The organism is Dokdonia sp. MED134, from assembly GCF_000152925.2.
Taxonomy (GTDB): domain Bacteria; phylum Bacteroidota; class Bacteroidia; order Flavobacteriales; family Flavobacteriaceae; genus Dokdonia.
The window spans coordinates 2,660,001-2,686,880 of sequence record NZ_CP009301.1 but is presented as its reverse complement, the minus strand read 5'-3'; the positions used below and the strand labels follow the sequence as shown (position 1 = coordinate 2,686,880).

The 26,880-nt window shown below is 39.7% G+C and carries 28 protein-coding genes and 1 other RNA gene (1 of these 29 cut by a window edge); 12 read left to right on the top strand and 17 right to left on the bottom strand.

Annotated features, from left to right (window positions below):
- The first annotated feature begins 177 nt into the window (after nucleotides 1–177).
- From MED134_RS11850 to MED134_RS11835, 4 genes are all read left to right on the top strand, one after another.
- On the top strand, nucleotides 178–702 hold the full coding sequence (locus tag MED134_RS11850) for a CPBP family intramembrane glutamic endopeptidase (RefSeq protein ID WP_052084230.1): 525 nt from the start codon (nucleotides 178–180) through the stop codon (nucleotides 700–702).
- 6 nt (nucleotides 703–708) lie between these two features.
- The gene (locus MED134_RS11845; RefSeq protein WP_038599419.1) at nucleotides 709–1,218 is read left to right on the top strand and encodes a GNAT family N-acetyltransferase; all 510 of its coding nucleotides are present in this window, start codon (nucleotides 709–711) and stop codon (nucleotides 1,216–1,218) included.
- Nucleotides 1,215–2,651: an L-serine ammonia-lyase gene (locus MED134_RS11840; RefSeq protein WP_038599417.1), complete on the top strand. Its 1,437-nt coding sequence runs from the start codon at nucleotides 1,215–1,217 to the stop codon at nucleotides 2,649–2,651. Before MED134_RS11845 ends, MED134_RS11840 begins: the two co-directional genes overlap by 4 nt.
- 79 nt (nucleotides 2,652–2,730) lie before the next feature.
- Nucleotides 2,731–3,480 carry a hypothetical protein gene (locus MED134_RS11835; RefSeq protein ID WP_038599414.1) on the top strand — a complete coding sequence of 250 codons (750 nt, stop codon included), beginning with the start codon at nucleotides 2,731–2,733 and terminating at the stop codon, nucleotides 3,478–3,480.
- 13 nt (nucleotides 3,481–3,493) lie between these two features.
- On the opposite strand, the gene MED134_RS11830 is transcribed toward MED134_RS11835, so the two are convergent.
- The gene (locus MED134_RS11830) at nucleotides 3,494–4,003 is read right to left on the bottom strand and encodes a nuclear transport factor 2 family protein (protein WP_038599411.1); all 510 of its coding nucleotides are present in this window, start codon (nucleotides 4,001–4,003) and stop codon (nucleotides 3,494–3,496) included.
- A gap of 60 nt (nucleotides 4,004–4,063) precedes the next feature.
- On the opposite strand from MED134_RS11830, the gene panB reads away from it, so the two are divergent.
- Together panB and MED134_RS11820 are read left to right on the top strand one after the other, a co-directional pair.
- On the top strand, nucleotides 4,064–4,882 hold the full coding sequence (panB, locus tag MED134_RS11825) for a 3-methyl-2-oxobutanoate hydroxymethyltransferase (RefSeq protein ID WP_035327403.1): 819 nt from the start codon (nucleotides 4,064–4,066) through the stop codon (nucleotides 4,880–4,882).
- Nucleotides 4,883–4,916: 34 nt separating this feature from the next.
- Nucleotides 4,917–5,606: an RluA family pseudouridine synthase gene (locus MED134_RS11820; protein WP_035336357.1), complete on the top strand. Its 690-nt coding sequence runs from the start codon at nucleotides 4,917–4,919 to the stop codon at nucleotides 5,604–5,606.
- 7 nt (nucleotides 5,607–5,613) lie between these two features.
- On the opposite strand, the gene MED134_RS11815 is transcribed toward MED134_RS11820, so the two are convergent.
- Both MED134_RS11815 and MED134_RS11810 read right to left on the bottom strand, forming a co-directional pair.
- On the bottom strand, nucleotides 5,614–6,474 hold the full coding sequence (locus tag MED134_RS11815) for a DMT family transporter (RefSeq protein ID WP_038599407.1): 861 nt from the start codon (nucleotides 6,472–6,474) through the stop codon (nucleotides 5,614–5,616).
- Between the two features lie 40 nt (nucleotides 6,475–6,514).
- Nucleotides 6,515–8,077, bottom strand: coding sequence for a hypothetical protein (locus MED134_RS11810; protein ID WP_038599404.1), 1,563 nt, complete (start codon nucleotides 8,075–8,077; stop codon nucleotides 6,515–6,517).
- 118 nt (nucleotides 8,078–8,195) lie between these two features.
- Between MED134_RS11810 and MED134_RS11805 the strand changes: the two genes are divergently transcribed.
- From MED134_RS11805 to MED134_RS11785, 5 genes are all read left to right on the top strand, one after another.
- Nucleotides 8,196–9,368, top strand: coding sequence for a 2-isopropylmalate synthase (locus tag MED134_RS11805; protein WP_084811693.1), 1,173 nt, complete (start codon nucleotides 8,196–8,198; stop codon nucleotides 9,366–9,368).
- Nucleotides 9,369–9,418: 50 nt separating this feature from the next.
- On the top strand, nucleotides 9,419–10,804 hold the full coding sequence (gene leuC, locus MED134_RS11800; protein WP_038599401.1) for a 3-isopropylmalate dehydratase large subunit: 1,386 nt from the start codon (nucleotides 9,419–9,421) through the stop codon (nucleotides 10,802–10,804).
- Nucleotides 10,804–11,418, top strand: a complete 615-nt coding sequence (gene leuD, locus MED134_RS11795; protein WP_038599398.1) for a 3-isopropylmalate dehydratase small subunit — start codon at nucleotides 10,804–10,806, stop codon at nucleotides 11,416–11,418. The genes leuC and leuD overlap by 1 nt, the downstream gene beginning before the upstream one ends.
- A gap of 77 nt (nucleotides 11,419–11,495) precedes the next feature.
- Nucleotides 11,496–12,611, top strand: a complete 1,116-nt coding sequence (leuB, locus tag MED134_RS11790; RefSeq protein ID WP_038599395.1) for a 3-isopropylmalate dehydrogenase — start codon at nucleotides 11,496–11,498, stop codon at nucleotides 12,609–12,611.
- A 164-nt stretch (nucleotides 12,612–12,775) separates the two neighbouring features.
- Nucleotides 12,776–13,663 carry a hypothetical protein gene (locus MED134_RS11785; RefSeq protein WP_237747113.1) on the top strand — a complete coding sequence of 296 codons (888 nt, stop codon included), beginning with the start codon at nucleotides 12,776–12,778 and terminating at the stop codon, nucleotides 13,661–13,663.
- A gap of 166 nt (nucleotides 13,664–13,829) precedes the next feature.
- Here MED134_RS11785 and MED134_RS11780 read toward each other — a convergent pair whose 3' ends face one another.
- The 14 genes from MED134_RS11780 to MED134_RS11720 form a co-directional block, all read right to left on the bottom strand.
- Nucleotides 13,830–14,111, bottom strand: coding sequence for a DUF2188 domain-containing protein (locus tag MED134_RS11780; protein ID WP_038599389.1), 282 nt, complete (start codon nucleotides 14,109–14,111; stop codon nucleotides 13,830–13,832).
- A gap of 57 nt (nucleotides 14,112–14,168) precedes the next feature.
- Nucleotides 14,169–15,452: an argininosuccinate lyase gene (gene argH, locus MED134_RS11775; protein ID WP_038599386.1), complete on the bottom strand. Its 1,284-nt coding sequence runs from the start codon at nucleotides 15,450–15,452 to the stop codon at nucleotides 14,169–14,171.
- A gap of 54 nt (nucleotides 15,453–15,506) precedes the next feature.
- Nucleotides 15,507–16,577, bottom strand: a complete 1,071-nt coding sequence (locus MED134_RS11770; RefSeq protein ID WP_038599384.1) for a M20 family metallo-hydrolase — start codon at nucleotides 16,575–16,577, stop codon at nucleotides 15,507–15,509.
- Nucleotides 16,568–17,353, bottom strand: coding sequence for an acetylglutamate kinase (gene argB / locus MED134_RS11765; RefSeq protein ID WP_038599382.1), 786 nt, complete (start codon nucleotides 17,351–17,353; stop codon nucleotides 16,568–16,570). The genes MED134_RS11770 and argB overlap by 10 nt, the downstream gene beginning before the upstream one ends.
- Nucleotides 17,343–18,308, bottom strand: coding sequence for an N-acetylornithine carbamoyltransferase (locus MED134_RS11760; RefSeq protein WP_038599379.1), 966 nt, complete (start codon nucleotides 18,306–18,308; stop codon nucleotides 17,343–17,345). Before MED134_RS11760 ends, argB begins: the two co-directional genes overlap by 11 nt.
- Complete coding sequence (locus tag MED134_RS11755) at nucleotides 18,305–19,429, bottom strand: aspartate aminotransferase family protein (RefSeq protein ID WP_038599376.1); 1,125 nt, start codon at nucleotides 19,427–19,429, stop codon at nucleotides 18,305–18,307. Before MED134_RS11755 ends, MED134_RS11760 begins: the two co-directional genes overlap by 4 nt.
- 18 nt (nucleotides 19,430–19,447) lie before the next feature.
- Nucleotides 19,448–20,236, bottom strand: coding sequence for a pyrroline-5-carboxylate reductase (proC, locus tag MED134_RS11750; protein ID WP_038599373.1), 789 nt, complete (start codon nucleotides 20,234–20,236; stop codon nucleotides 19,448–19,450).
- Between the two features lie 18 nt (nucleotides 20,237–20,254).
- Complete coding sequence (gene argC, locus MED134_RS11745) at nucleotides 20,255–21,229, bottom strand: N-acetyl-gamma-glutamyl-phosphate reductase (protein ID WP_038599370.1); 975 nt, start codon at nucleotides 21,227–21,229, stop codon at nucleotides 20,255–20,257.
- Nucleotides 21,226–22,407 (bottom strand): argininosuccinate synthase, encoded by a 1,182-nt coding sequence (argG, locus tag MED134_RS11740; protein WP_038599367.1) that lies wholly within the window; start codon nucleotides 22,405–22,407, stop codon nucleotides 21,226–21,228. Before argG ends, argC begins: the two co-directional genes overlap by 4 nt.
- A gap of 3 nt (nucleotides 22,408–22,410) precedes the next feature.
- Nucleotides 22,411–23,025 carry a GNAT family N-acetyltransferase gene (locus tag MED134_RS11735; protein ID WP_038599364.1) on the bottom strand — a complete coding sequence of 205 codons (615 nt, stop codon included), beginning with the start codon at nucleotides 23,023–23,025 and terminating at the stop codon, nucleotides 22,411–22,413.
- A 439-nt stretch (nucleotides 23,026–23,464) separates the two neighbouring features.
- Complete coding sequence (gene rny / locus MED134_RS11730) at nucleotides 23,465–25,030, bottom strand: ribonuclease Y (protein WP_038599361.1); 1,566 nt, start codon at nucleotides 25,028–25,030, stop codon at nucleotides 23,465–23,467.
- A gap of 123 nt (nucleotides 25,031–25,153) precedes the next feature.
- A non-coding RNA gene (gene ssrS, locus MED134_RS14975) (6S RNA) lies at nucleotides 25,154–25,276 on the bottom strand.
- A 54-nt stretch (nucleotides 25,277–25,330) separates the two neighbouring features.
- Nucleotides 25,331–25,621, bottom strand: a complete 291-nt coding sequence (locus MED134_RS11725) for a cell division protein ZapA (RefSeq protein ID WP_035327370.1) — start codon at nucleotides 25,619–25,621, stop codon at nucleotides 25,331–25,333.
- A 6-nt stretch (nucleotides 25,622–25,627) separates the two neighbouring features.
- Complete coding sequence (locus tag MED134_RS11720) at nucleotides 25,628–25,918, bottom strand: hypothetical protein (RefSeq protein WP_035327369.1); 291 nt, start codon at nucleotides 25,916–25,918, stop codon at nucleotides 25,628–25,630.
- 297 nt (nucleotides 25,919–26,215) lie between these two features.
- Here MED134_RS11720 and murQ point away from each other — a divergent pair, with 297 nt between their 5' ends.
- On the top strand, nucleotides 26,216–26,880 hold the 5' portion of the coding sequence (murQ, locus tag MED134_RS11715; RefSeq protein WP_038599347.1) for an N-acetylmuramic acid 6-phosphate etherase. The gene runs 151 nt beyond the window's last position; 665 of the gene's 816 nt are visible here — the first part of the coding sequence; its start codon is at nucleotides 26,216–26,218; its stop codon lies beyond the right edge, outside the window.

Genomic DNA, 26,880 nt, shown 5'->3' with positions numbered 1-26,880 from the left:
TCAATAAAAGTCACTTTACTCAAAAACTAGCTTATCAATAAGACCTCAAATCTCGTAAGGTATTACCTCTATCTCTGGGCGTTATACATTTTATTTTTTATAGCATTTGGCATTGTAAAAGCTCAGTTTCCAGATCTATTTGAAGCGCAATATGAGCAAAGTTTCTTAAAGGAACTCTTGCAAGACAACCCGCTTAAGTTATTTGTACTCGCGGTAATATTTGCTCCCATTATTGAGGAGATGATGTTCCGCACGCTTATAAAACCTTCTCACGCAGATGTGATATTGCTTTTATGCTCTTGGCCACTTTTTTACTCAAATAAATTTATCCCTACAGATGTGCACTGGGCTGTAAAACTTGGGTTTATAGCCGTATTCTTATTTACCATATTTACGATTCTTAAACAGCTTATACCCGAGCAAAGCACCCTCAAAATACGCAACTTCTTATCACGACATTCTACGGTTGTTCTTGTTGTGAGTTCGCTACTTTTTGGTATGGTACATATTAATAATTATGTAGACACCTTTGTGCTTAATGCAGCGCTCATTGCCCTTATTATACCTAGAATAATTTCAGGGTTTATGATGGGATTACTTAAAATCAAAAATGAAAACATCGTTTGGCCTATGGCACTCCACGCGATGAATAACGGTTTTGTAATCATTATTTTAATTATTTCTCGCACCACAACAAGCTAGGTCAGTATGCGCCTCACTCCTATCACATTAAAAGATCTTACTACCCTACGTGATCTTGCTATGCGTACATACTCGGCAGCTTTTGCTTCAAAAAATGCACCTGGTGTGATTGAGAGGTATTATGAAGACGCTTTCGCGAAAGCGAACCTCAACAAACAACTATCCAACCGAGATTCATACTGGTATTTTTATAAAGAGAAAGATGAAATTCTAGGCTATTTAAAACTCAATACAGGCAACGCCCAAACAGAGTTTCAAGAAAAAAATGGATTAGAAGTAGAACGTATCTACATAGATATCCCCTACTTAGGAAAAGGCTACGGAAGCGAGCTTATAGAATTTTCGATTTCTAAAGCAAAGGAGTTAGAAAAAAACTACATTTGGCTGGGCGTTTGGGAAGAAAACCCAGAGGCCATAAAATTTTATAAAAGACACGGTTTTAAGATAGTAGGCACTCACGATTATGATATGATTGCAGAGATTCAAACCGATTATATAATGCGACTTGATCTATGAACAAGCAAATAGAGGCTATTTCTGTTTTTGATATGCTTAAAATAGGTGTGGGACCTTCTAGTTCTCATACGCTAGGACCGTGGAGAGCGGCCATTAGATTTATTGAAAAACTTAAGACCAAAGGTGACTTTGAGCTCATAGAGCATTTAAAAGTAGACCTCTACGGCTCATTATCTCTCACTGGTAAGGGGCACGCTACTGATGTTGCCGTTATTATGGGACTTACGGGTGCAGACCCTACAACCTGCAATATAGAAGACATCCCGACTACGGTAGAACACATAAAACTTTTTAGAAGATTAGAGCTGGATGGGTCACTCACCTTTAGTTTTGACCCAGAAGAGGATATTATTTTTAATAGAAAATTTCTCCCTTTTCACCCTAACGGAATACGCTTTACAGCAACACTTACTAATGGGAAGAAAGTAAGAGAGGTGTACTACTCCATAGGCGGTGGTTTTGTAATTCAAAAAGAAAGAAAGCGAGCACAGCGCAAGAAGATAGCCTTTGAATGTTTCCCTAGGCCTATAGAAAAAGCAACCGAATTACTTAAATTCTGTAAGCAAGAAGGCAAGTCCATTTCTGAAATTATTTTAGAAAATGAATTGTACCTCAATACTCAAGAGGAGATTGATGAGCGTTTTAAACAGATTTGGGATGTAATGCTTGACTCTATGTACACAGGCTGTCACACTGAGGGAACGCTCCCGGGTGGTCTCAATGTGAGAAGACGCGCTTTTGACACGCACTTACGCTTACAAAAAAACACAGCATACACAGATAAGTACGAGTGGATAGAAGCTATACGTGGGCAAGAAGTACGCTTTCGCGAAATATTAAAATGGGTATCCTGCTTTGCTCTGGCAGTAAATGAGGTAAATGCATCTCTAGGACGTGTCGTGACCGCTCCTACTAACGGAAGCGCAGGCGTAATCCCTTCTGTGCTTATGTACTACATCGTTATAGAAAATCACGATGCAAACTTTGAAGATATTAAAAGGTTCTTACTTGTAGCTGGAGAGGTAGGAAGTCTCTTTAAAAAAGGAGCAACCATCTCTGCCGCAATGGGTGGATGCCAGGCAGAAATAGGAGTCTCTAGTGCTATGGCAGCAGCAGGTCTTACAGAGCTTATGGGCGGTACTCCAGAGCAAGTTCTTATGGCAGCAGAGATTGCAATGGAGCATCACTTAGGTCTTACCTGTGACCCTATAGGCGGACTTGTACAGATACCTTGTATAGAGCGCAATGCAATGGGAGCTATAAAAGCGATTAATGCCTGTGAGATGGCGCTAGATGCAGATGCTGCAAATGCCAAAGTCCCACTAGATAAAGTCATAGAGACGATGTGGCAAACAGCTCAAGATATGAACACAAAGTACAAAGAAACCTCAGAAGGTGGCCTTGCGATGAATGTTGCAATGTCAGATTGTTAAAAATATAAAACCACCTATCACGCAACCTTAATTGCTATTCTGTATCTTGGTTAAGAATCCTCACTAAATCCTACCACAAATGAGAATTACTAGAAGCCTACTTATTCTTTTTTTATTTACAACTCACTTTGCACTATCACAAACTACCAGAGAAGAAAGAAAAGCAATACGTGTAGAGAAGCGTATTAAAAAAATAGAGCGGAGAGATAGCATCTCAAGAATACCCGTAAAATCATATGTGAGCCTTAGTTTAGTAAGTCCTATCACACCTTTTCCTAGAATAAATGTGGGGTACACGAGATCGCTTAACACTCACTGGTCTGTGGGAGGTAGCGTGGGAGTAGGTTTTCAAGGCTTACCTTACACAAATGAAGACTCAAACAATTATAGTCTTTATGAAATACGTCCAGAGGTACTTTACTTTATAGGCAAAGGTGAGAAGTATACAAATTATATTGGGCTAGAGTTGTTTTACATAAACAGTAAAGAAACACTACTTTTTGACACTTTTGAGCCAGTAAATGATTTAAATGGAACTGTTACACAAGTATCATATGAGCGTGCAGATTATCAACGTGTGAAAAATGGATTTTTAGTAAACTTTGGTGAGTATACAAGATTATCAAACAAACTTATGCTACGTGTTAACTTTGGTCTTGGTATACGTTTTAAAGATAATAGATATAGTGATATTCAAAATCCAACCTTTAATAGATTTGATTTTGAAGATAACTTTTTCTTCGGCGATACAGACCCAAAGCGTATCGAGGGTTTCTCTACCGGTGTTGAATTTAATATGGACTTTAGATTAATATACAAGCTAGATTAGAGAGCTACTGCAGCTATCCTCGCTTCTCGCCACAACCCTCGCGATCACGTGTGTCTACTATGTAAAATATCTTCCAGACACCGTTGCGCTTAAAAAGTTGGAAACTATTAGTCCCGCAATGACTTAGACTACCGTTTATGTAAAAAGAATATGGCGTCCAGACATTTGCCATCTTGCCATCCATTTTTATCTCATAGCTATCTATACGCTCTTCAAACGTGGTGGTCGCAGGTATACTACAAATAGACTTTAAAAACCCACTAAAGTCTTGCTTGCTCAGTTGTACCTCGCCTAGTTCTCCCTTGCCTATAGATTGCATCATTACATCTGGATGAACGACCTTTTTAATTAAAATAGAGTCTTGAGTGTGAAATCCCTCAAAAAAAGTTTGCACCACCTCCTTAACTACCTGTTCACTATAAACATCTTGATTTGCAGTCCTGTAGTAATCTTTATCTGCCTTAACAAAGGCAAATAATAAGAACACCGCAATCATAGGAATAAAAAGATATTTGAGTCGCATCTATAATGTTTAACACATAGGTATCTAATTTACTACTTTTGTAACAGAAAAAATAAACAAATGTCTACAGCCAAGAAAGAATATAAAAGAGTAACCGTAAAGTCTCTTACTGAGATGAAATCTCGAGGAGAGAAAATATCAATGCTCACAGCCTATGATTATACAATGGCTCAAATTGTAGACGGTGCGGGTATAGATGTGATTCTTGTAGGTGATAGCGCATCAAACGTAATGGCTGGCCACGAGACAACATTACCTATCACTCTTGACCAGATGATATACCACGCCTCTTCTGTTGTAAGAGCGGCAAACAGAGCGTTAGTAGTAGTTGATCTACCTTTTGGTAGTTATCAAAGTGACCCTAAAGAAGCACTAAGATCTGCCATACGTATTATGAAAGAATCTGGAGGTCACTCTATAAAACTTGAAGGTGGTAAAGAAGTAAAAGAAAGCATAAAGCGTATCCTTAACGCAGGTATCCCGGTAATGGGTCACCTAGGACTTACTCCTCAAAGTATCTATAAATTTGGTACATATACAGTACGAGCTAAGGAAGAAGAAGAAGCTCAAAAACTCAAAGAAGATGCCCTTATGCTTCAAAAAGCAGGTTGTTTTGCTCTAGTACTAGAAAAAGTACCTGCTAAGCTTGCTCAAGAAGTTGCAGAGAGTTTAACCATACCCGTTATAGGGATAGGTGCTGGTGCTGGAGTAGATGGTCAAGTACTCGTAACACACGATATGCTGGGTATGACTCACGAGTTTAACCCGCGATTTTTACGTCGTTATCTAGATATGCATACTGAGATGACCTCTGCTTTTGAGAAGTACAGCGCAGATGTAAAATCACAGGACTTCCCTAATGAAGATGAGCAGTATTAATAGTACGCTTTCGCGAAAGCGGTAACCACCCACAATGCACTCCACGCCAGAAAACCTCAACGTTATATATGAAGATAACCACATTATCGTGGTTAATAAACGTAGTGGTGATATTGTGCAGGGAGATAAAACTGGAGACTTGCCACTGAGCGAAGTTGTAAAAAAATATATTGCCGTAAAATATAATAAGCCAGGAGCGGTTTATCTAGGTGTGGTACACAGACTAGACAGACCTACTTCTGGCATTGTTATTTTTGCCCGTACCAGCAAGGCGTTACCACGTCTTAACAAGATGTTTTCTGAGCGACAGACTAAAAAGACATACTGGGCACTTGTAAAAAATCCGCCTCCGGCAGAGAGTGGCACGCTTACACACTTTTTAAAACGCAACCCAAAACAAAACAAAAGCTACGCTCACAAACACGAGGTGCCAGACAGTAAAAAGGCTATTCTAGATTACAGAGTAATTAAAAAGCTTAAGACATTTTATCTTCTTGAGATAGACCTACACACTGGGAGACATCACCAGATACGCGCCCAGCTTACGGCCATAGGTTGCCCTATAAAGGGAGATCTGAAATATGGTTTTGACCGCAGTAATCCTGATGGTAGTATAAGTTTGCTTTCGCGAAAGCTTACCCTCACCCACCCCGTAAAGAAAGAAGAAATGACCTTTGTAGCTCAAGTGCCCGAAGGAGATGCTGTGTGGAAGGCCTGTAACTAGGGGTTTCTTACTTATTTCGCGACGCTCTTAAACTCTCTACCACTACACTAAATAAAATAAGAGAACCTCCTAAAACGGTACGCCACCCAGGTATTTCGTTAAGAAAAATAATACCAAGGATGATTCCGTAAATAGGTTGCACGCTTCCCATTAAACTAGCAGCCGTCACAGAAAACCTTTTAATACTAAAGAGAAACATCGTGTGTCCCAAAGCAGTAGTGATAAGGGCAAGCATACCTATGTAAGGAAGCTCTTTTACAAATCCTTCGGCATCAAAAATAAAATATGCCGGTATAAGCATTATTGCTATCACCAGCGTTTGATACCACATCACTACAGACCCGTTGTAGGAGCCTATTTTTGTTTTTACCAAGAGGTTACGTATTGCAAAACATAATGCCGACAGTAAACCTATTAATATCGCAAGGAAGTAGTCGTTTTCTGTATCAAAAGAAGGCGCAAGAAAGTAAATACCTATCAAGACAAGTACCCCTAGTAGCAAGTGCATTTTTGAAAACTGTGTTTTTAAAAACACAGGCTCGAGTAAGCTTGTCATTACTGGATATGTAAATAACGATAACATCCCTATCGCCACGTTAGACAATTGTAATGAGTAGAAATAGGTAATCCAGTGTAGTCCCATAAAAACTCCAGATAGCGCAATTGCGAGTATATCTTTTCGCGCAAGCGTAAAAGAAAAACCTTTCCACTTTACAAATAGTCCCAGTAGTAACATTGCAAGAAATGAGCGTATACCGATGGTTACGGCTGGAGGCAAATCGATGTATCTACCTAGTACTCCCGAGGTACTTACAAAAAGCATTGCTAGGTTAATTTCTAATATATGGCGGGTGGTGTTATTTGACATTAAATGGTGTTAGGGTATGTAAAAAGGTAACGGAGGGCGATTACCTTATTAATTTTTGCGCTTTTGCTTTAATCACATCTGCAACCGGTCTGTTTTCTATCTTACTTTCTAGCCAAGACAATACATCTAGATATAAGAAGGCTCTGCGCTCATACGGATCGTCTTCGTATTGCTTGAGTGTACTGTGAAGTTTTTTAAACTCGGCTTTAAGTTCGTGAGGGTAGATATCTCCCAGATTGCGCACAAATTTAATCATCTCCTTTTGTACCTCGTGCATATCATCCATCTTAATAAGAAACTTATAGGTGCTTCTTAACAATGACTCAAGATGGTAATCTTTGCCAGCTTCATAATGAGCGATGAGATTAAGAATTCGTGAGAAGCACATTAAATCTTCACGGCTCTTAAGGCTGTGATTATTTATAATTTTCTGGCAGTACTCGATACATTTTATGTTATCACCCGCTCCAAAATATAGACTCGCCATCTTGTAATAAAAGATCATCACGTGATGCTCATCTATACGGTATTTAGGTGATTTTAATCCAGTGAGAACCTCCTTAACGAGATCTTCACCATCTTTAAACTCGCCTATCATAAAGCGATGATTAAAGCGGTTACTACTCGTATATAAAAACAAGAGTGTATCTAGATTATCACCTTTAGGAAAATTAGGGTTTTCCTTTACAGTGGTGAGTTTCTCTAGCGCTTCTCTAAATTTTGACTCGTGTTTGAGATAAAATAATGACTCTAATAAATAATGTATCCCTTTGAGATAAAAAACAGGGTTCTGTTTTATCATTAAAGGGTTCTCATCAAATAAGCGCACATAACGATCTGCATATTTATAACAAGAAAGAAAATCTTGAATAAGAAAACTGTACCAGAGATGCGCTTTATATAACCACATCTTTTCTCTAAAATTGAGCAAGTCGTAATCATAATTAGGCAAGTGCCCATCAAAGTAATCTGTAAGCTCTTGCTTTTCCTTATCACTTTTTACATAGCCCGTTTTGAGCATAATGCTATAAAGTTGCAGCGACAAGTTAGATAGCTTGCTCGCCATAACGTTCTGCTCACTCAGGCTTTTGGCCTGCACAGCAAGCTCATCTGCACGGGTGGCTATACTTCTAGTGATATACTGGGTTTCTATAATTTTTTCTAGCTCTACAATCTCATATGCAACATTTTTCTCCTCATTCTCTAGCGCCATAGTTTTGGCTTTATCTAGAATTTTAAGGCTTTGCTTATACAACCCTTTTTGATATAGTATGGTTGCAAAATCTAGCTGCTCTCGTATTTGCACACGTATATTTTGATGTGCAGGAGTAAGCCGCAGGCTTATTAAGAGTTGTCTATAAAGATGCGCTTTGAGGTTGGATAGTTGTGTTTTGGTAACAATTCCAGACTTTAAAATAGCAGCCTCATTGTATGTTTTCTCTTTGTCTAAAAATTCAAAAAGTTGTAAAAATTTTGCCTCGCTATTTCCCACTAGTCGGCCTACGTACAGCTTGAACTGTCGCTTTTCACTCTTAGATAATGACTTTATTAAAATAAATAAAGAGTCATTATGATCATTAAGCGTTGTAATGATTTTTCTCATAACTAATTGACATACAGTTATTTGATTAGACTAAAATTAACCTTGATATCGTAAGACCTCTCATTTGAAAGATTCACAAAGAATAAGCAAGGTATAAATTCGTGTAGAAATGAAAGCTATGCAAAACGACAAAGTTCAGATTTTTGATACGACTCTTCGTGATGGAGAGCAGGTACCTGGTTGTAAACTAGACAAAAAAGAAAAACTCTCTATAGCAGAGCGTCTAGATGTTTTAGGCGTAGATGTTATAGAAGCTGGTTTTCCTATTTCCTCTCCGGGAGATTTTAGCTCTGTAGAGGAGATTTCAAAACTTGTAAAAAACGCAACCGTATGCGGTCTCACTCGCGCAGTAGAGAAGGATATTGAGGTTGCCGCACAAGCTTTAAAATATGCCGTTAGACCTAGAATCCACACGGGTATAGGTACTAGTGAGTCGCATATGAAGTATAAATTTAATGCAACACCAGAGCAGATTATAGAGCGCGCTGTAAAAGCAACCGCTTACGCGAAAAATTTTGTTGATGATGTAGAGTTCTATGCAGAAGATGCGGGTCGTACAGATAATGCATTTCTTGCAAAGGTGCTTGAGCGAGTCATCGCAGCCGGAGCAACCGTTCTTAATATTCCAGATACTACAGGATATTGTTTACCTGAAGAATATGGAGCAAAAATTAAATACTTGCGTGAAAACGTGAAGGGTATAGAAAACGTAACCCTCTCTTGCCACTGTCACAATGATCTTGGCCTAGCCACTGCAAACAGTATTGCAGGTGTGATAAATGGAGCAAGACAGATAGAATGTACCATAAACGGTATAGGTGAGCGTGCAGGTAACACCTCTCTAGAGGAGGTAGTAATGATCCTTAAACAACACCCCACACTTAATCTTCATACAGACATAAATACCCAACTCCTTTTTGACACGAGCCGTATGGTAAGTGATAAGATGGGAATGGTCGTACAACCTAACAAAGCGATTGTAGGTGCAAATGCCTTTGCACACAGCTCAGGAATCCACCAGGATGGTATGATAAAAAATAGAGAGACCTACGAGATTATGAACCCTAAAGATGTAGGAGTAAACGAGACATCTATCGTGCTTACCGCAAGAAGCGGCAGAGCAGCACTTGCCTACAGATCAAAAAAAGTAGGATACGAACTAACAAAAGTGCAACTAGATGCTGCTTATGAGCAGTTTCTTAATGTGGCAGACAGACAAAAGGAAGTAAAAGACAACGACATACATATGATTATGCAACACATACAGTGCAAAGCTGGAGCCGTAGCATAATTTATAAAACATCATAATTACACACGTAATTTACGAGAGCATACATAGCAATGGGAAAAACACTATTTGATAAAGTCTGGGATGCACACGTGGTAGACACGGTAGATAACGGGCCACAAATCTTATACATAGACAAGCACTTGATACACGAAGTGACCAGTCCGCAGGCATTTAATGAGCTTGAGGAACGTGGTATCCCTGTAGCGCGTCCAGATCAAATAGTTGCCACGGCAGATCATAATACCCCAACTCAAGATCAGCATTTACCTATTAGAGATGAGATGTCTCGCAAACAATTACAACAACTCACAGAAAACTGTGAGAAACACAACATCACCCTCTATGGTCTAGGTCATAAATACAATGGTATTGTACACGTGATGGCACCAGAACTGGGCATCACACAACCAGGTATGACTATGGTTTGTGGAGACAGTCACACCTCAACGCACGGAGCTTTTGGCACTATTGCCTTTGGTATAGGGACGAGCCAGGTGGGACAAGTATTTGCGAGTCAGAGCTTGTTACTTAACAAGCCTAAAAGCTTACGCGTTTCTGTAAATGGAACCCTTGCACCACACGTTTCTCCGAAGGATGTGATTCTGTACATCATCTCAAAAATTGGTACAAACGCTGGTACAGGTTACTTCTGTGAGTATGCGGGTAACGTTTTTGAGGAGATGAGTATGGAAGGCCGTATGACGGTTTGTAATATGAGTATCGAGATGGGTGCTCGTGGCGGTATGATTGCCCCAGATCAAACCACTTTTGATTATGTAGAAGGACGCAAATTTGCTCCGCAGGGTGACGCTTTCGCGAAAGCGGTATCCTACTGGAAAACACTCCCTACAGACCAAGATGCCACTTTTGACAAAGAATACCACTTTGATGCCGAAGATATAGCACCTATGCTCACCTACGGAACAAACCCAGGAATGGGAATAAAAATAAACGGCGCCATACCCGAAAAAGGCGATATGACCTTTGAGAAAGCGCTTGAGTATATGAACTTCAAGGGTGGATCACAATTACTAGACACGCCTATTAATTATGTGTTTTTAGGAAGTTGTACAAACTCAAGAATAGAAGATTTTAGAATAGCCGCATCATACGTGCGCGGAAAACATAAAGCTGCAAATGTGAACGCCTGGCTCGTACCTGGCTCACAACAAGTAGCAAAGCAACTCGAAGAAGAGGGGCTTAAAGAGGTGTTTGAAGAGGCTGGGTTTGCCTTACGGCAGCCTGGCTGTTCAGCCTGTCTAGCGATGAATGATGATAAAATTCCCGCTGGAGAGTACTGTGTTTCTACCTCAAATAGAAATTTTGAAGGTCGCCAGGGACAAGGCGCAAGGACGATTCTTGCATCCCCCCTTGTTGCTGCTGCAACCGCAATAGCTGGTAAAATAGTTGACGTCACAAAAGAAGCTGTAGCCTAATGGAAAAATTTACAAAACTCGTAAGCACAGCGGTACCGCTACCTATAGAAAATATAGATACAGACCAGATTATCCCTGCGCGCTTCCTGAAGGCCACAGATAAAAAAGGATTTGGCGATAACGTCTTTAGAGACTGGCGTTTTAAAAAAGATGGAACGCTGGATGCAGAGTTCCCTATTAATAAACCACAATATGCTGGAGCAAAAATTCTGGTAGCTGGAGATAACTTTGGTTGTGGTTCTAGCCGTGAGCACGCTGCTTGGGCAATTGTAGGGTATGGGTTTAAAGTAGTCATCTCAAGCTTTTTTGCAGATATTTTTAAAGGTAATGCACTTAACAACGGCTTGCTTCCTATTCAGGTAACGCCGGAGTATCTTAAGGAATTACTAGCAGGTATAGAAGCAAACCCTGAGTTACCTATTACAATAGATCTAGAAAATCAGGTAGTTGAGATGGCTGAAGTTTATGCTGAGCAAGGTCGAAGTACGAAAGCGGAATTTGAAATAGATCCTTACAAGAAAGTTTGTATGATTAATGGATATGATGATATTGACTTTCTACTAAGTAAAAAGGCCGAAATAGAAGCCTTTGAAAAAGAACGAATGGTGTTTTAAAAGAGCACAATATATAAATGGTTACCAGATCCTCGCCTGCTAAGGCGGGGATTTAGTACATAATTCAAACACACACTATGGATTTTAATATTGCAATCATACCTGGAGACGGGATAGGACCAGAAGTTACTGCTCAAGCAAAAAAAGCCCTAGAGGCAGTAGCAGACGAATACGGACATCACTTTACATATACAGAAGCAATGATGGGTGCTTGCGCCATAGACGCGACGGGCAACCCGCTTCCTGAGGAAACACTAGATATTTGTGAGGCATCAGACGCTATACTGTTTGGGGCCATTGGTGATCCCAAATATGACAATGATCCTACGGCCAAAGTTCGCCCAGAACAGGGCCTTTTGAGACTTCGCAAATCACTAGGACTCTTTTGTAATGTACGCCCTGTGAAGGCTTACGAGCAACTTATAGATAATTCACCTCTTAAAAGAGAGATCATTTCTGGCGCAGATATGTCTATCTATCGCGAACTCACAGGTGGTATCTATTTTGGTGAAAAACACCTTAGTGATGATGGTCAAGTAGCCTCAGACGGTTGCTCCTATTCTGTAAAAGAAATTACAAGAATGGCACATCTAGCCTTTAAAGAGGCTCAAAACAGACGAAAAAAATTGACGCTCGTAGATAAAGCAAACGTGCTAGAAACATCAAGGCTGTGGAGAAAAACAGTAACTGAGATAGCAAAAGGATATCCAGATGTAGCGGTAGATTTTCTCTTTGTAGACAATGCAGCGATGCAAATGATTTTAAACCCAAAGCAGTTTGACGTGATCTTAACAGAAAACTTATTTGGTGATATTATATCTGATGAGGCTAGTGTGATAGGTGGTTCTATTGGACTTCTAGCTTCTGCCTCTATAGGTACAGAAAATGCACTTTTTGAGCCTATACACGGCTCTTACCCGCAAGCTACTGGCAAAGGCATTGCAAATCCGCTGGCTTCTATCTTATCTGCTGCGATGTTATTGAGACATCTCGGGCTTCAAGACGAGGCTGAAAGTATAGAAACCGCTGTAGAAAAATCTTTAGAACTAGGTTTTACAACAGAAGATCTCAAACCAGAAAACCCGTTAAGCACTTCAAAAGTGGGTGATTTTATTGCAGACTATATCTTAAACCCAGAAGACACAAACCGTAATTTTAAAAACATTCACGCAGGACAAAGCACGATTATTTAATAAGACTTTAGTTGTAAGAGTTACGCTTTCGCGAAAGCGTAATTCCACTCTTATTTTATCTCTATGATGTTTTAGCATTTATTTAATACACTGCTATGTAAGTTAGAAGAATAGAAATAGACCAAACTTTCTTTACTAACCAACATATTTTAAAGATGAAGAAAATGATTCTCGTATTAGGTATTGCAATACTTGCCTGTGTGTCTTGCCAAGAAACAAAAACTAAAACCACGACAACATCTAACGAGGTAGCTATAAACCCAGATCTTGCTGTAAAGCCAGACTCGTGGATTGAGAAACGTGTAGGTGAAGCACAAGCTAGACTTAATAAAACAGATGCCGGAAAAGTAGTGTGGCAAGCGATGGAAGCACACGGCGGACTGGATACTTATTTTAAAAATGGACCGCTTTCGTTTCATTTTGACTATAAACCTGAAGATGGGAGCACACGTCGTAACACTTATCAAACCATTGACACTTGGAGCAATAAGGCACGTCATCAACACGTAGAGGATCGCTCTCAAGAGTTTGGGTGGACAGGTGAGAAAGCTTGGAAAAAAGTTAAGGACTCTACCGCTTTTCCTTTTGATATGCGCTTCTGGGCGCTTACCCCCTACTACTTTCTAGCACAACCGTTTATACTAGATGGTGAAGGTGTTAATCTTGAAAAACTTGCAGATAAGACTCATAATAACACCACTTATGACGCTATTAAAGTAACTTTTGCAGCAGGAACGGGAGATGCTCCAGATGATTACTATGTACTTTATTTTGGGAAAGATAATCACAAACTAGCGGTAATACGTTACATCGTATCTTACCCTAAATATTTTCCTGATGGTGGTCACCTACCAGAAAAATTAATGACTGTAGAGGGAACTACTGTTGTAGACGGTATAGAGTTTGCCACAGGATACAAAACCCACTGGCTTACCGAAGATGAAAAAGCTGGCGAGCATATCACAACTATTGATGTATCTGATATTACATTTAAAAAAGATATAGAAAACAGCTATTTTGATATTCCTGAAAATGCGGTTTTGATAGAGTAGAGCTACAATAATCGTACTATCTAAAAACTTTAAATTCCATCAATAAATTGATGGGATTTTTTTATTCTCTTATCATTTGCTTTACCTACCGCGAGTTTTGCATCGCTTCATTACAAAATGCAAGCATAGATGGTTCTAAGGTTGATTTGTATAAAAAACAGCTATTCTAGTCATAGCTTATACGCTCTCGTATCCCACCGCCGGCACGATGTATAATTACATCTGCCTTGCGTTTACGTGCAATACTCTTTGCTTTACGTATAGCAGTGCTCTGCTTTTGATGCTTGGAAGTGATACGCTTGTTACCCTCGCGCCTTACAGCCCAGTCCCCTTCATAGGGGACAACGTGCTGATGCCAAGTACGTTTTCTACTTACCTTGCGAGAGTTTTCATATACGTTTTCTACTATTTCTAGTAATGAACGCAAAAAGGTTTTAATACTACTCATAATACGAAGATACTATTTTACACAAGCTCATTATGTGTCTAAAGTCTTACATACTTATTAAGATAACGCCTTGTTGAATTTTGCCTGTATTTTGTCAAGACTTAGGTTATGTATACTTCCTAAGTGTGAGTGCTCCTTTGTATTTCCTGCTTTAAAAGAACCATTTTCTACCTGCTCCCCTATTTGCTTATATGCTTCTCTAAAAGGCACACCAGCGGTTACAAGATCATTAATAGCATCTACCGTAAAGAGGTGTTGATATTTCTCATCATCCAGATTAACATCCTGCACTTGTACTTGAGCAATAGAAAATTCAAAAATATCTAGCACTACTTTAAGATCCTCAACAGACTTGATAGCATTTTCTTTAAGTAGCTGGTAGTCTCTATGGTAACCGCTTGGCAGATTATTTGTAATCATAATCATTTCTTGTGGGATTGCTTGCAACTGATTGCACTTACCACGAAGCAATTCAAAAACATCTGGATTCTTTTTATGCGGCATTATACTACTCCCCGTAGTAAGTGCATCTGGAAACTTAATGAATCCAAAATTTTGAGAGCAGTACAGACATATATCCATTGCAAAACGACTCAAGGTATTTGCAATATTTGCAACTGCTTGCGTTACCGTACGCTCAGATTTCCCTCTTGAGAGCTGAGCAGCAATTACATTGTATTTCAAATCGGCAAATTGAAGGTGCGCGGTAGTCATCTCTCTATCGATAGGAAAACTAGATCCATATCCAGCTGCACTCCCTAGCGGATTTTGATCTACGACCTTCTGCGCTGCTTTGAGTAAGTAAAGGTCATCTATAAGTAACTCTGCATAGGCAGAGAACCAAAGTCCAAATGATGAGGGCATCGCCACTTGAAGGTGTGTATATCCAGGTAGTAAGGTGTTCTTATGCGCCTCTGCAAGTTTTAGAAGTGTCGTAAACAACTTCTCTAAGCCTTCAGTTATTTGAGATAACTCTGCTTTAAAATAAAGGTTTAACGCCACAAGAACTTGGTCATTACGAGATCTCGCTGTGTGTATTTTTTTACCCGTATCTCCCAGTGCTTTTACAAGGTCACTTTCTATCTTAGAATGTACATCTTCAAAATCTGCTTCTATAACAAATGCTCCTTCCTGCTCCTGCTTGAGCATAAGGTCTAATTGCTTATTAAGCTGCTCGCTCTCTTCTTGTGTAAGTAAGCCTACAGATGCAAGCATCGTTGCGTGTGCTTTGCTGGCTAGCAAGTCATACTTAGCAATATGGATATCAATCTCACGATCATTACCCACCGTAAATGCTTCTATTTTTTGATCTGTTGGTATTCCTTTTTCCCAAAGTTTCATAGGTATCTTTTTAGTAGGTTATGCTGTTCACACTATTGCAACAACCCATATTATTTATGCGTTTAAAAATTTTTCTAAGAGCTCGATGTATAATGCTATCCCCTGCTCTATCTCGTGTACATAGACAAACTCATCTGCCATATGCGAGCGAGTGCTGTCGCCTATACCTAGTTTTAAAGATGGACAACTTAAACAGGCTTGATCAGATAAGGTAGGCGATCCATAGGTTTCTCTACCTAGCGCTATTCCTGCTTGTACAAGCTTGTGCTCTTTTGGGATGCGCGAACTATTTAATCGTAATGATCTTGGTTTTATCGTGTCGCACGGTACATTTGCCACCATATAATCTGCGATTTCTTGATTGCTGTAATGCTCGTTTACTCTTACATCTATGACGAGTTCTACCTGACTAGGCACTACATTATGTTGACTACCCGCATTAATTTGTGTTACTGTAACCTTAGTGGCACCCAGCGTATCAGACACTTTATCAAAAGTTATATTCTCAAACCACTGCAAGGTTTCTATCACATTATAAATAGCCATATTCTCCTTTATGTGAGCTGCGTGACCTGCCGTTCCTTTTACTACGGCGTCAAAAACCACCAACCCTTTTTCGGCAATGGCGAGGTTCATAAGCGTAGGCTCGCCTACAATGGCAACATCTATCTCTGGCAAATGCGCAAGCATACTATTAAGACCATTAGGACCACTTGACTCTTCTTCGGCAGAGGCTACAATTACAATATTATGAGACAACCCCTCACGCTCATAAAAATGTACAAACGCAGTAAGCAATCCCACAAGGCTAGCGCCTGCATCGTTACTTCCTAGACCGTATAATTTTCCGTCCTTAATCTCAGCGCTATAGGGATCTCTGGTGTATCCCTTGTTTGGCTTAACCGTATCGTGGTGCGAGTTGAGAAGCAGTAACGGTTTAGATGCGTCATAATGTTTATTAAACGCGTAGATGTTGTTACGCTTTCGCGAAAGCGTAATCCCCTTCTCCTCTAGCCAGTTTATGATAAGTAAAGCTGTGCCGTCTTCTTCACTAGAAAAACTTTGTGTCTCAATGAGTGATTGCAGTAATGCTACGGCGCTATCTATTTGAGTTTTTAAAGGCATAGTGTCGTGTGTTTTATAGTGTTATCACTCAGTACATCAACCTCGCCCAGATGCACTCTCATAACGCCTTGATCGAGCGCCTCAAAAGCAGTATCTAGTTTTGGAATCATACCTTCAAATATTTGTCCCGCTGTTTTCATCTCTTTATAAAGCCCTTTGTCTATGCGCGTTACTATCGATTCATCATTATTTACATCTTCAAGGACACCTGGTTTTGTAAAACAATAAAACAACTGAACGTTGTAGAGAGAGCTCATTGCTACCGCAATTTTGGCAGCAAGTGTATCTGCATTGGTGTTGAGTAATTGCCCATTACCATCGTGCGTAATTGCAGAAAACACAGGCACTTTACCGTCAGAAAGGAGGTCATTTATAAAACTCACATTCACTCTATTAATATCTCCTACAAAACCATAATCTACCGTCGTCACTTCGCGTTTATGCGCTCTCACGGCATCACCATCTGCTCCAGAAAGTCCTATGGTATTTTTACCTTTTGCCTGCAGGCCAGCGACAAGTTTCTTGTTGAGAAGTCCGGCATACACCATTGTCACAACCTCTAGCGTAGTCTCATCTGTAACCCTTCTCCCGTCTACTTTTACTGGGATATAACCCAGCTGCTCTTGTAAAGTAGATGCTTTATTTCCTCCTCCGTGTATGATAATAGCAGGACCAGAAATTGCCTTAAAATGCGTGTAAAATGAGGTGAGTAGCTCATCATAATCTACAATGTCTCCACCTATTTTTACTATGGTAAGTTGCTGTTTATTTATCATTGTCGAGTATGTTTTTAAGCACCCATTGTGCAGCCCACGTTCTATTACCAGCTTGCTGGATTACAGCGCTTGACTCGGTGTCTAGCACATCATCTGCAATGACAACGTTACGACGCACAGGTAGGCAATGCATAACTTTGGCTTGATTGGTTCCCTTAAGTTTTTCGGCATTAATTATCCAGTTACTGTCTTGCGATTGCACCTTACCATAATCTTCATAGCTGCTCCAGTTTTTTACATAAATAATGTCGGCATTTGCAAAGGCTTCTTTCTGGTTATGAATCACCGGTACTTCTCCACGTATTTCTGGATTGAGATCATAACCCTTTGGATTAGTAATTATGAAATTCACATTTGCCTTTTGCATCGTCTGGACAAATGAGTTTGCAACTGCGTGTGGCAATGCTTTAGGGTGTGGCGCCCAGGTCAACACGACATTAGGCTTTTTATTTGCTGCACGTAGACTTTCGGTGAGTTCGTAAATCGTAATTGCATCTGTAAAGCCTTGTAGCGGATGCGCCGTACTGCTTTCTAGATTTACAACCGGCACACTCCCATATTGCATAAATGCAGAAAGTACGACCTCTAGCTCATCTTGACTTTTATCTACCAGCCCAGGAAAAGCTCTCACGGCAAGCACATCACAATATTGCGATAACACCTGCGCAGCCTCTTTAATATGCTCTGCTTTTGTGCCATCCATCACAGTACCATCTTCAAACTCTAGTTGCCAGCTATCACTATTTACATTGAGTGTCATTGTTTCCATCCCAAGGTTTTTGGCAGCCTTTTCTGTGCTTAATCTTGTACGTAAGCTCGAGTTAAAAAATAGAAGACCTAAGGTTTTTTGTTTTCCCGCTTTCGCGAAAGCGTACGGATACTCCTTCATATACAGCGCTTCTTTAATCGCCATTTCTAAATTTGGGATATCATTTATAGATATGTAGTTCTTCATAACTCCTTGTGTAATGCTTCAAATAGTAAATCTATCTGTGGTTTTTGAATTGTAAGTGGTGGAAGTATTCTGAGCACGTGTTTGTTTTTTGCCCCTCCCGTAAAAATGTGATGCTCGTAAATTAGTTTTTTGCGCAATGCTCCTACATCGTAGCCTAAGTCTAGCCCTAGCATTAGTCCGCGACCTTTTACAGTCACCCGATTGCCAAAAGCAAGTGCTTTCTCCCTAAAGTAGGTTTCCATTTCCTTTGCGTGTGCCATCAAATGTTCCTTTTCAATCACTTCGAGAACCGCAAGTGTAGCAGCGCAAGCAAGATGATTACCGCCAAAGGTTGTTCCCAGCATCCCATAACGAGCTTCAATAGAGTGATGTACCAGCACACCACCCACAGGAAAGCCGTTACCCATTCCTTTTGCAATGGTGATAATGTCTGGCGTGATATTATATTTCTGAAAAGCAAAAAACTCTCCAGATCTACCAAAACCAGACTGCACCTCGTCTGCAATGAGTTTTACATCATATTTTTTACAAAGAGCCGCAACATCTTGATAAAACACTTCTGTAGATTGATCTAAACCTCCTACACCTTGTATAAATTCTAAAATCACCGCACAGCAATCTCCTTGCTGCAAAGTTTCCTCTAGTTGCTCCGTATTACCCAAGTCGAGTATGGATACTTTGTGTTGTGCATTTATAGGTGCAACAATACTAGGATTATCGGTAGCTGCAACGGCGGCAGAAGTTCTCCCGTGAAAGCTATTTTTAAACGCTACCACGCGACTTTTACCTGTGTCAAATGACGCTAGTTTTAATCCGTTTTCATTTGCCTCTGCTCCTGAATTACAGAAAAACAAATCATAATCATCACAACCAGAAAGCGCTCCTAACTTCTGAGCAACCTCCACCTGTAACTGATTTTCAACTGCATTAGAATAAAAGCCTATGGCATCCATCTGCGTTTTTAATTTTTCTATATAATGAGGATGCCCGTGACCTATAGAGATCACCGCGTGACCACCATATAAATCAAGATACTCTTGACCACTTTGATCATACACATAGCATCCCTCTGCCTTAACAGGAGCAACATCATAAAGTGGATATACATCAAATAATTTCATACTCTTTATTTTTAAGCACTATGAGATGCTATTAATTTTTTGATAACTAGCCACTATTCCCTTTATGAGAGAAGAGCTTAAACCTGAATGTTCCATCTCATTGAGACCTTCTATGGTACAGCCTTTTGGCGTAGTTACTTTATCAATTTCTGCTTCTGGGTGGTTTCCAGATTTAATAACCAGAGTGGCAGCTCCTAGACAAGTTTGCATAGCAAGTTCTTGTGCTTCTTTTGCGTCAAAACCTAGTTGTATGGCACCCTGCGTAGTTGCTCTTATCAATCGCATCCAGAAAGCAATACCACTCGCGCAAATTACCGTAGCAGCTTGCATTTGTCCTTCTGGAATAATAAGAGTTGTGCCTAGTTTATTAAAAATTGCTTCGGCTATGGCAATGCGCTTTTCGCCTACTGTATTACTACATAAACAGGTCATACTTTGACCTACAGCAATAGCGGTGTTAGGCATTGCGCGTATAATAAATTGATCGTCTCCTACAATTTCAGCGATTTGTGGCACTTTAAAACCAGTTATCGTAGAGATAATAATGTGTTTCTCAGTAAGCAATTCCTTAATATCCTCAAGTATACTTGCAAAATGACTTGGCTGTACTGCAAAAATGAGAATGTCACTTTTTGCAACAGCCTCACGGTTATCACTCGTAGTTGTTACTTCCTTGTACGCATCCCATTTTTCGATACTAGAAATATCTCTTTTAGTAAGATATAAGCTCGTCACCGCATTATTTGTGATGAGTCCTTTTGCGATGGCAAGACCTAAATTTCCAGTTCCTATGATTGCTATTTTCATATGTCTATATCTTAACTATTAGAAATAACTTGCCTTGAGTTGGAGCCCAGTATCTTGAGCCCAACCAAACATTAGATTCATATTTTCTACAGCTTGACCACTCGCTCCTTTTAAGAGATTATCAATCACACTCGTAATCAATAATTTATTGCCGTGTTTCTCTAAATGTATAAAGCAGTAGTTTGTGTTTACCACTTGTTTGAGGTGTAAAGGTGCTTTTACCGCTTTCGCGAAAGCGGAATCCTTATAAAAATCCTCATAAAGCGCATATGCCTCTTCAATCGTACCCTCAAAATATGTGTAGGCAGTAGCAAAAATCCCTCTAGAAAAATTACCACGCTGCGGAATGAAATGAAGTTCGCTGTTAAAACTCGCTTGTAGCTGAACGACAGACTCTCCTATCTCCCCAAGATGCTGATGGTTAAAAGCCTTGTAGTGTGAGAAGTTATTATCTCTCCACCCAAAATGCGTAGTAGCACTTGGTTTTACTCCGGCTCCCGTAGCACCTGTTACGGCATTAATATGCACATCTTTATTGAGTAAAGAAGCGCTCGCCAGCGGCAATAACGCTAGTTGTATTGTAGTAGCAAAGCAGCCAGGGTTCGCAATGTTTTGCGCGTTTTTTATTTCCTCTTTATTGATTTCTGGCAAGCCGTAAACAAATGTTCTATCCTTAAAAGTGACATCACTTTTAAGTCTAAACTCATTACTCAAATCAATGATCTTCGTACTTGAAGAAAAGCTATATTGCTCCAGAAATTTACCAGAGTTACCGTGCCCTAGACATAAAAAAACTACATCTACACTTGTGTTTACCTCACTTGTAAAAGCAAGATCTACATAAGCAAGATCTTGATGCACCACGCCTACTGCATTACCAGCATTACTTGTACTGTATATAAAATCTATCTCTACTTCTGGGTGATGAATAAGCAGTCTAATGAGCTCCCCAGCAGTATAACCTGCACCACCTATGATTCCTATTTTTTTCATTTGTTTTGGTTTGCTATGATTCTAGACTGATTACCTAATATTTTTATAAACCCTTTTGCTTCGGCGGCGGTCCATCCTTGGTTTTCTTCTCCATAACTCGCTACCTTAGATTGCATAAGGTCATAATCTGATGTGATGCCTACTACCTCAAATCTATATGGATGTAATACTACTTCTACTTCTCCAGTCACCGTATTCTGGCTGCTCTGTAAAAAAGCTTCAAAATCTCTCATTACAGGCTCTAGGTATAATCCCTCGTGTAAGTGAGTTCCATACCACAACGCAATGTTTTCTTTGTGTTGTAATTGCCATTTTGAAAGCGTGTGTTTTTCAAGAGTACGATGTGCTTCTAGTATAATTATAGGAGCTGCAGCTTCAAAACCTACTCTTCCTTTTATACCTATTATGGTATCGCCCACGTGCATCCCGCGACCTATGGCATACTTGCTTGCGATGTCTTCTAGTTGCTCTATAATCTCCACTGGTGAACCTTCCTTTCCATTGAGTGAAGTAGGTTCTCCTTGTGTGAATCCAATCTTTAAGGTTTGCGAATCGCTAGCCTCCAGCTGACTAGGATATGCATCCTCAGGCAGTGTTTGATGTGAGGTTAGAGTTTGAGCGCCCCCTACACTTGTACCCCACAAACCTTGATTTATAGAATACTGTGCCTTCTCCCAAGACCAAGAAATACCGTGACTCTGTAGGTAATCGATTTCTTGCTTTCGCGAAAGCGTTTGATCTCTTATCGGCGTTATTATTTCTAACTCTGGTACAATAGTCTGGAACGTCATATCAAAACGCACTTGATCGTTACCTGCACCCGTACTACCGTGAGCAATAGCATCTGCGTTCTGAGCTTTGGCAAATTTTGCAATCTCTATGGCTTGCACGATACGCTCTGCACTTACAGAAAGTGGGTAACTGTTGTTCTTAAGTACATTACCAAAGATGAGATACTTCACCACCGTATCATAAAAAGTAGCTATGGCATCTATGTTTGTATATGATGTAGCTCCTAGTGCAAGCGCTTTCTTTTTATTATTTGCGATTTCTTGATCTGTAAATCCGCCTGTATTTACACTTACAGCGTGTACTTCATACCCCATTTCTGCAGTAAAATATTTTACACAATAGCTTGTATCGAGTCCTCCTGAGTATGCTAAGATTAATTTTTTCATTACTTATTTTTTTTTGAGGAATAGCTTTTCCTTTATTTGTTTTAGCCTGTTAAAAACAGGTGCCTTTACAGTATTTTTTTCTGTGGATTTTGATTCTTTTGATGGGTCATAGAGCATCCCTGTGCATAAGCACATCTTTTGCTCTGTACGTGTGAGTACATCAAAGTTCTTGCAGGTCTGGCAACCTTTCCAGAAGCTTTGGTCTGTTGTAAGTTCTGAGAATGTAACAGGCTTGTACCCTAGATCACTATTAATCTTCATCACGGCAAGACCCGTAGTGATTCCGAAGATTTTTGCGTCTGGATAACGCTTTCGCGAAAGCGTAAATATCTCTCCTTTAATTTTTTTGGCAAGTCCCTGTCCTCTGAAGTCTGGGTGAACAATAAGTCCAGAGTTGGCAATAAATTTTTCGTGTCCCCAGGCTTCTATATAACAGAAGCCCGCAAAAACGTCTCCCTCTAAAGCAATGACAGCATTACCTGCTTCCATCTTTGAGATGACATATTCTGGAGTTCTACGAGCGATTCCTGTACCACGTACCTTAGATGACTCTGCGATGGTATCACAGATAATCTGAGCATATGGTGTGTGCGAAATCGTGGCTACAACAATTTGCATAGCGATGATTTAAGTTAAAATGTATATTGAAAATGTGACGGTTCCTTTTGTGGAAAACGGGATAGGACTCACCTACCATCCCTCATTAATGAGCTACCCTTACGGGCGGCGGCGGAAGCGTCGTACGGGAACAGGAAGTAATTGCATAGCAGGTCTTGCAGCAAGAAGTGCTGTAAGACTATTTGAGATATGTGCAATTATTCTGTTCATAATAATGGTCCAAAGGTAGTAACTTATTTGAGCTAGCAATACACTTTTAGAATTAATTATGTGAAAACTACCTTTTTTATATAATTAAATAAGATTTTCAGACTTTGCTATAAGAATCTTAAATAATGTCTTTTAGATTGTGAAATGCTCAACATAAGGGGTTTATAACAAAAGAGGCTAGCGCATAATGCGCTAGCCTCTTTATAGAAATAATAACTAAATCTTACAGTTACTTTGCAATATTGACCGCTCTGGTCTCTCGTATTACGGTAACTTTTACTTGACCTGGGTAGGTCATATCTGTTTGAATTTTTTGCGAAATCTCAAAAGATAACGATGAAGCTTTATCATCATTAACCTTCTCACTCTCTACAATAACACGTAGTTCACGTCCTGCTTGAATAGCATAAGCCTTCTTCACTCCTTGGAATCCGAAAGCTATTTCCTCAAGATCCTTGAGACGCTGTATGTATGAATCTAACACCTGACGACGTGCACCTGGTCTCGCTCCACTTATGGCATCACAAACCTGTACAATAGGAGAAAGCAAACTTGTCATCTCAATCTCATCGTGGTGAGCACCTATGGCGTTACAGACGTCTGGCTTCTCTCCATACTTCTCTGCCCATTGCATTCCTAAGATTGCGTGTGGTGTTTCTGTCTCTGTATCTGGCACTTTACCTATATCGTGTAAAAGTCCAGCTCTACGAGCAAGTTTTGCATTTACGCCTAACTCTGCTGCCATCACACTACAAAGTTTTGCAACTTCCCTACTGTGTTGTAATAGGTTTTGACCATAAGAAGAACGGTACTTCATACGCCCTACCGCTTTAATAAGCTCTGGGTGTAAACCGTGTATTCCTAAGTCAATTACTGTACGCTTTCCTACTTCTACAATCTCTTGCTCAATTTGTCTCGTTGTTTTCTGTACAACTTCTTCAATTCTTGCTGGGTGTATACGACCATCTGTTACAAGTTTGTGTAATGATAAACGAGCCACCTCACGACGCACACTATCAAAACAAGAAAGTATAATTGCCTCTGGAGTATCATCTACAATAATCTCAACACCTGTTGCTGCTTCTATAGCACGTATATTACGACCTTCTCTACCTATAATTCTACCTTTTACATCGTCACTTTCAAGGTTAAAAACAGATACACAATTTTCTACTGCTTCCTCTGTTCCTATGCGTTGTATGGTATTAATGATAATTTTTTTGGCCTCTTGCTCTGCAGTCATTTTTGCCTCTTCGATAGAAGTTTGCACGTGCTTCATAGCATCTGCCTTAGCTTGGTCTTTCAGAGTAGTTACAAGTTGACTTTTTGCTTCTTCGGCAGACAGTCCTGAGATTACCTCAAGTTGCTGCACCGTACTCTGGTGCATTTTTTCAGCTTCGGCCTTTTTCTTATCGACGTATTCTAAACGCTTATCGTAGTCTTTAATTCTATCTTCAAGAGATTGATTTAATTTTTTATTTCGCGAAAGCTCACCACTTACTTGAGATTCTTTGTCACGAGTGCGCTTCTCGGCCTCGTTCATTTTTTTATCTCTTCCTAAGATTACTTTTTCGTGCTCTGCTTTAAGCTCGATAAATTTTTCTTTGGCTTGAAGTATTTTATCTTTTTTGATAGACTCGCCCTCAGACTTAGCTTCTTTTAAGATGCCCTGAGCACTTTTCTTTGCGCGTTTAATGATTTGTGATGCATTGTTACGTTCTAACATTTTTGCAATAAGGAATCCTAATGCAAGAGCAATCACACCTACTATAAACAAGAGTGCGTTATGTTCCATAATTTTGACTTAATATTATAATGCCTTTACAGGCGCTACTGATGGTTGATTGTTAAGGCTTTTAAGCCTCACTATCTCGCGATGAGATATAAAAAAAGCCCACATTGATAGTGCATTTCGTATAAACTCCTAATAGTAAGGATTAGAGCTATAAAGCTGATCAAGGTTCCGTCTACCTAGAACAAGTCTAGTAACGGCGTGCTTTTACAACTTAGAGTCACTCTTTATAAAAAATAACTGTTGAGTTTATCAAAATAATAATCAATGCAGGCAGTAATATGCTGTTGTATGTAAAGAACGTTATGACAAACTATCATCAAGGAGGTCTGCCAGCTTTTGTAATCTAGCCGCAGTTTCCTCACTTAGAGAGTCTTCACTTATAGTTTTTTGGGTAACCTGAGATGCAAATTGAAGTGCACACATTGCGAGTACATCCTGTTTATCTCTAACGGCATAGCTTTGCTCAAATTGCTTGACCATTGCCTCAATCTCCTTTGTTGCTTTACGCAATCCCTCTTCTTGAGATGGATGAATCGTGAGTGGGTAAACACGATCTGCTATAGACAACTTGATTTTGAGCTTGTCTGCCATAATTTATTATTCTGCAAGCGATGCAATACAAGCATCTATCTCACGCACTAAAGAGTTTATCTTTAGTTTGGTTTCCCTTTTATAATCGTTACTGCCTAGTAATGCATTTGCGGTTTTGAGAGTCTTTATCTTCTGCTCACGATTTTCTAACACCTCTTTTAGTTTTAGATTTTCTTGTTGCAATGCGGTAAGTTCTGTTTCCAGTTCTACCCGCGTTTGCTTCACATCTTTGTATTGTTTCAACAAAGCAGCGATTTTGTACTCAAGAGAATCTACAACTTCAGAAAGACTACTCATAAAACATCTGCATTTCTACGTAACACAAAGTTAACATTTGAAAAATAGCCGTGCAATGGATAGTCGTTAAAATTTAAAAGTCACAATTTGTGGTAGTAAATCAATACTTTTTTAATGACAAATTTTCTTTTTTACGCTTTCGCGAAAGCGTAATCACACCCTTTATGATGCTAATAACAATTAGCAAAATTAAATACTTGACGTATCAAACTCTTAGTAAAATGTATATGCATAAACTTAATAACAAATGTTCTTGTGGGGCATTATACTTATTTTTGTAAAAACCAATTTCCTACTGTGACTTTTACAAAAACAACCGAAACGGATTCTCGCTACGACAATTTAGAACATATGAGCACCTCAGAGCTGCTCATTAATATCAATACAGAAGATAAAACGGTACCGCTTGCTGTTGAAAAAGCGCTGCCTCAAATTGAAAAACTTATAGAATTGATTGTTCTCAAAATGAAAAAAGGAGGACGCCTTTTTTATATGGGAGCAGGCACTAGCGGAAGACTAGGCGTAGTAGATGCCAGCGAGTGCCCACCTACATTTGGTGTAAGTAAAGATCTAGTAGTAGGAATAATTGCGGGTGGTGACAAAGCTATAAGAGATGCTGTCGAGTTTGCCGAAGATAGCACAAATCAAGGGTGGAATGACCTTAAGTCACACAATATAACAAGCGACGATGTGGTAATAGGTATTGCCGCATCTGGCACAACACCTTACGTAATAGCTGCTCTTGAGGCCTGTAATGCAAATGCTATTACAACAGGTTGTATCACTTGCAATGCTGGGAGTCCTCTTGCACAAACGGCTCTTTATCCTATAGAAGTAGTTGTAGGACCCGAGTTTGTAACAGGCAGTTCACGTATGAAAGCAGGTACAGCACAAAAACTTGTGCTGAATATGATCTCAACAGCTTCGATGATTAAAATGGGTCACGTTAAAGGTAATAAGAT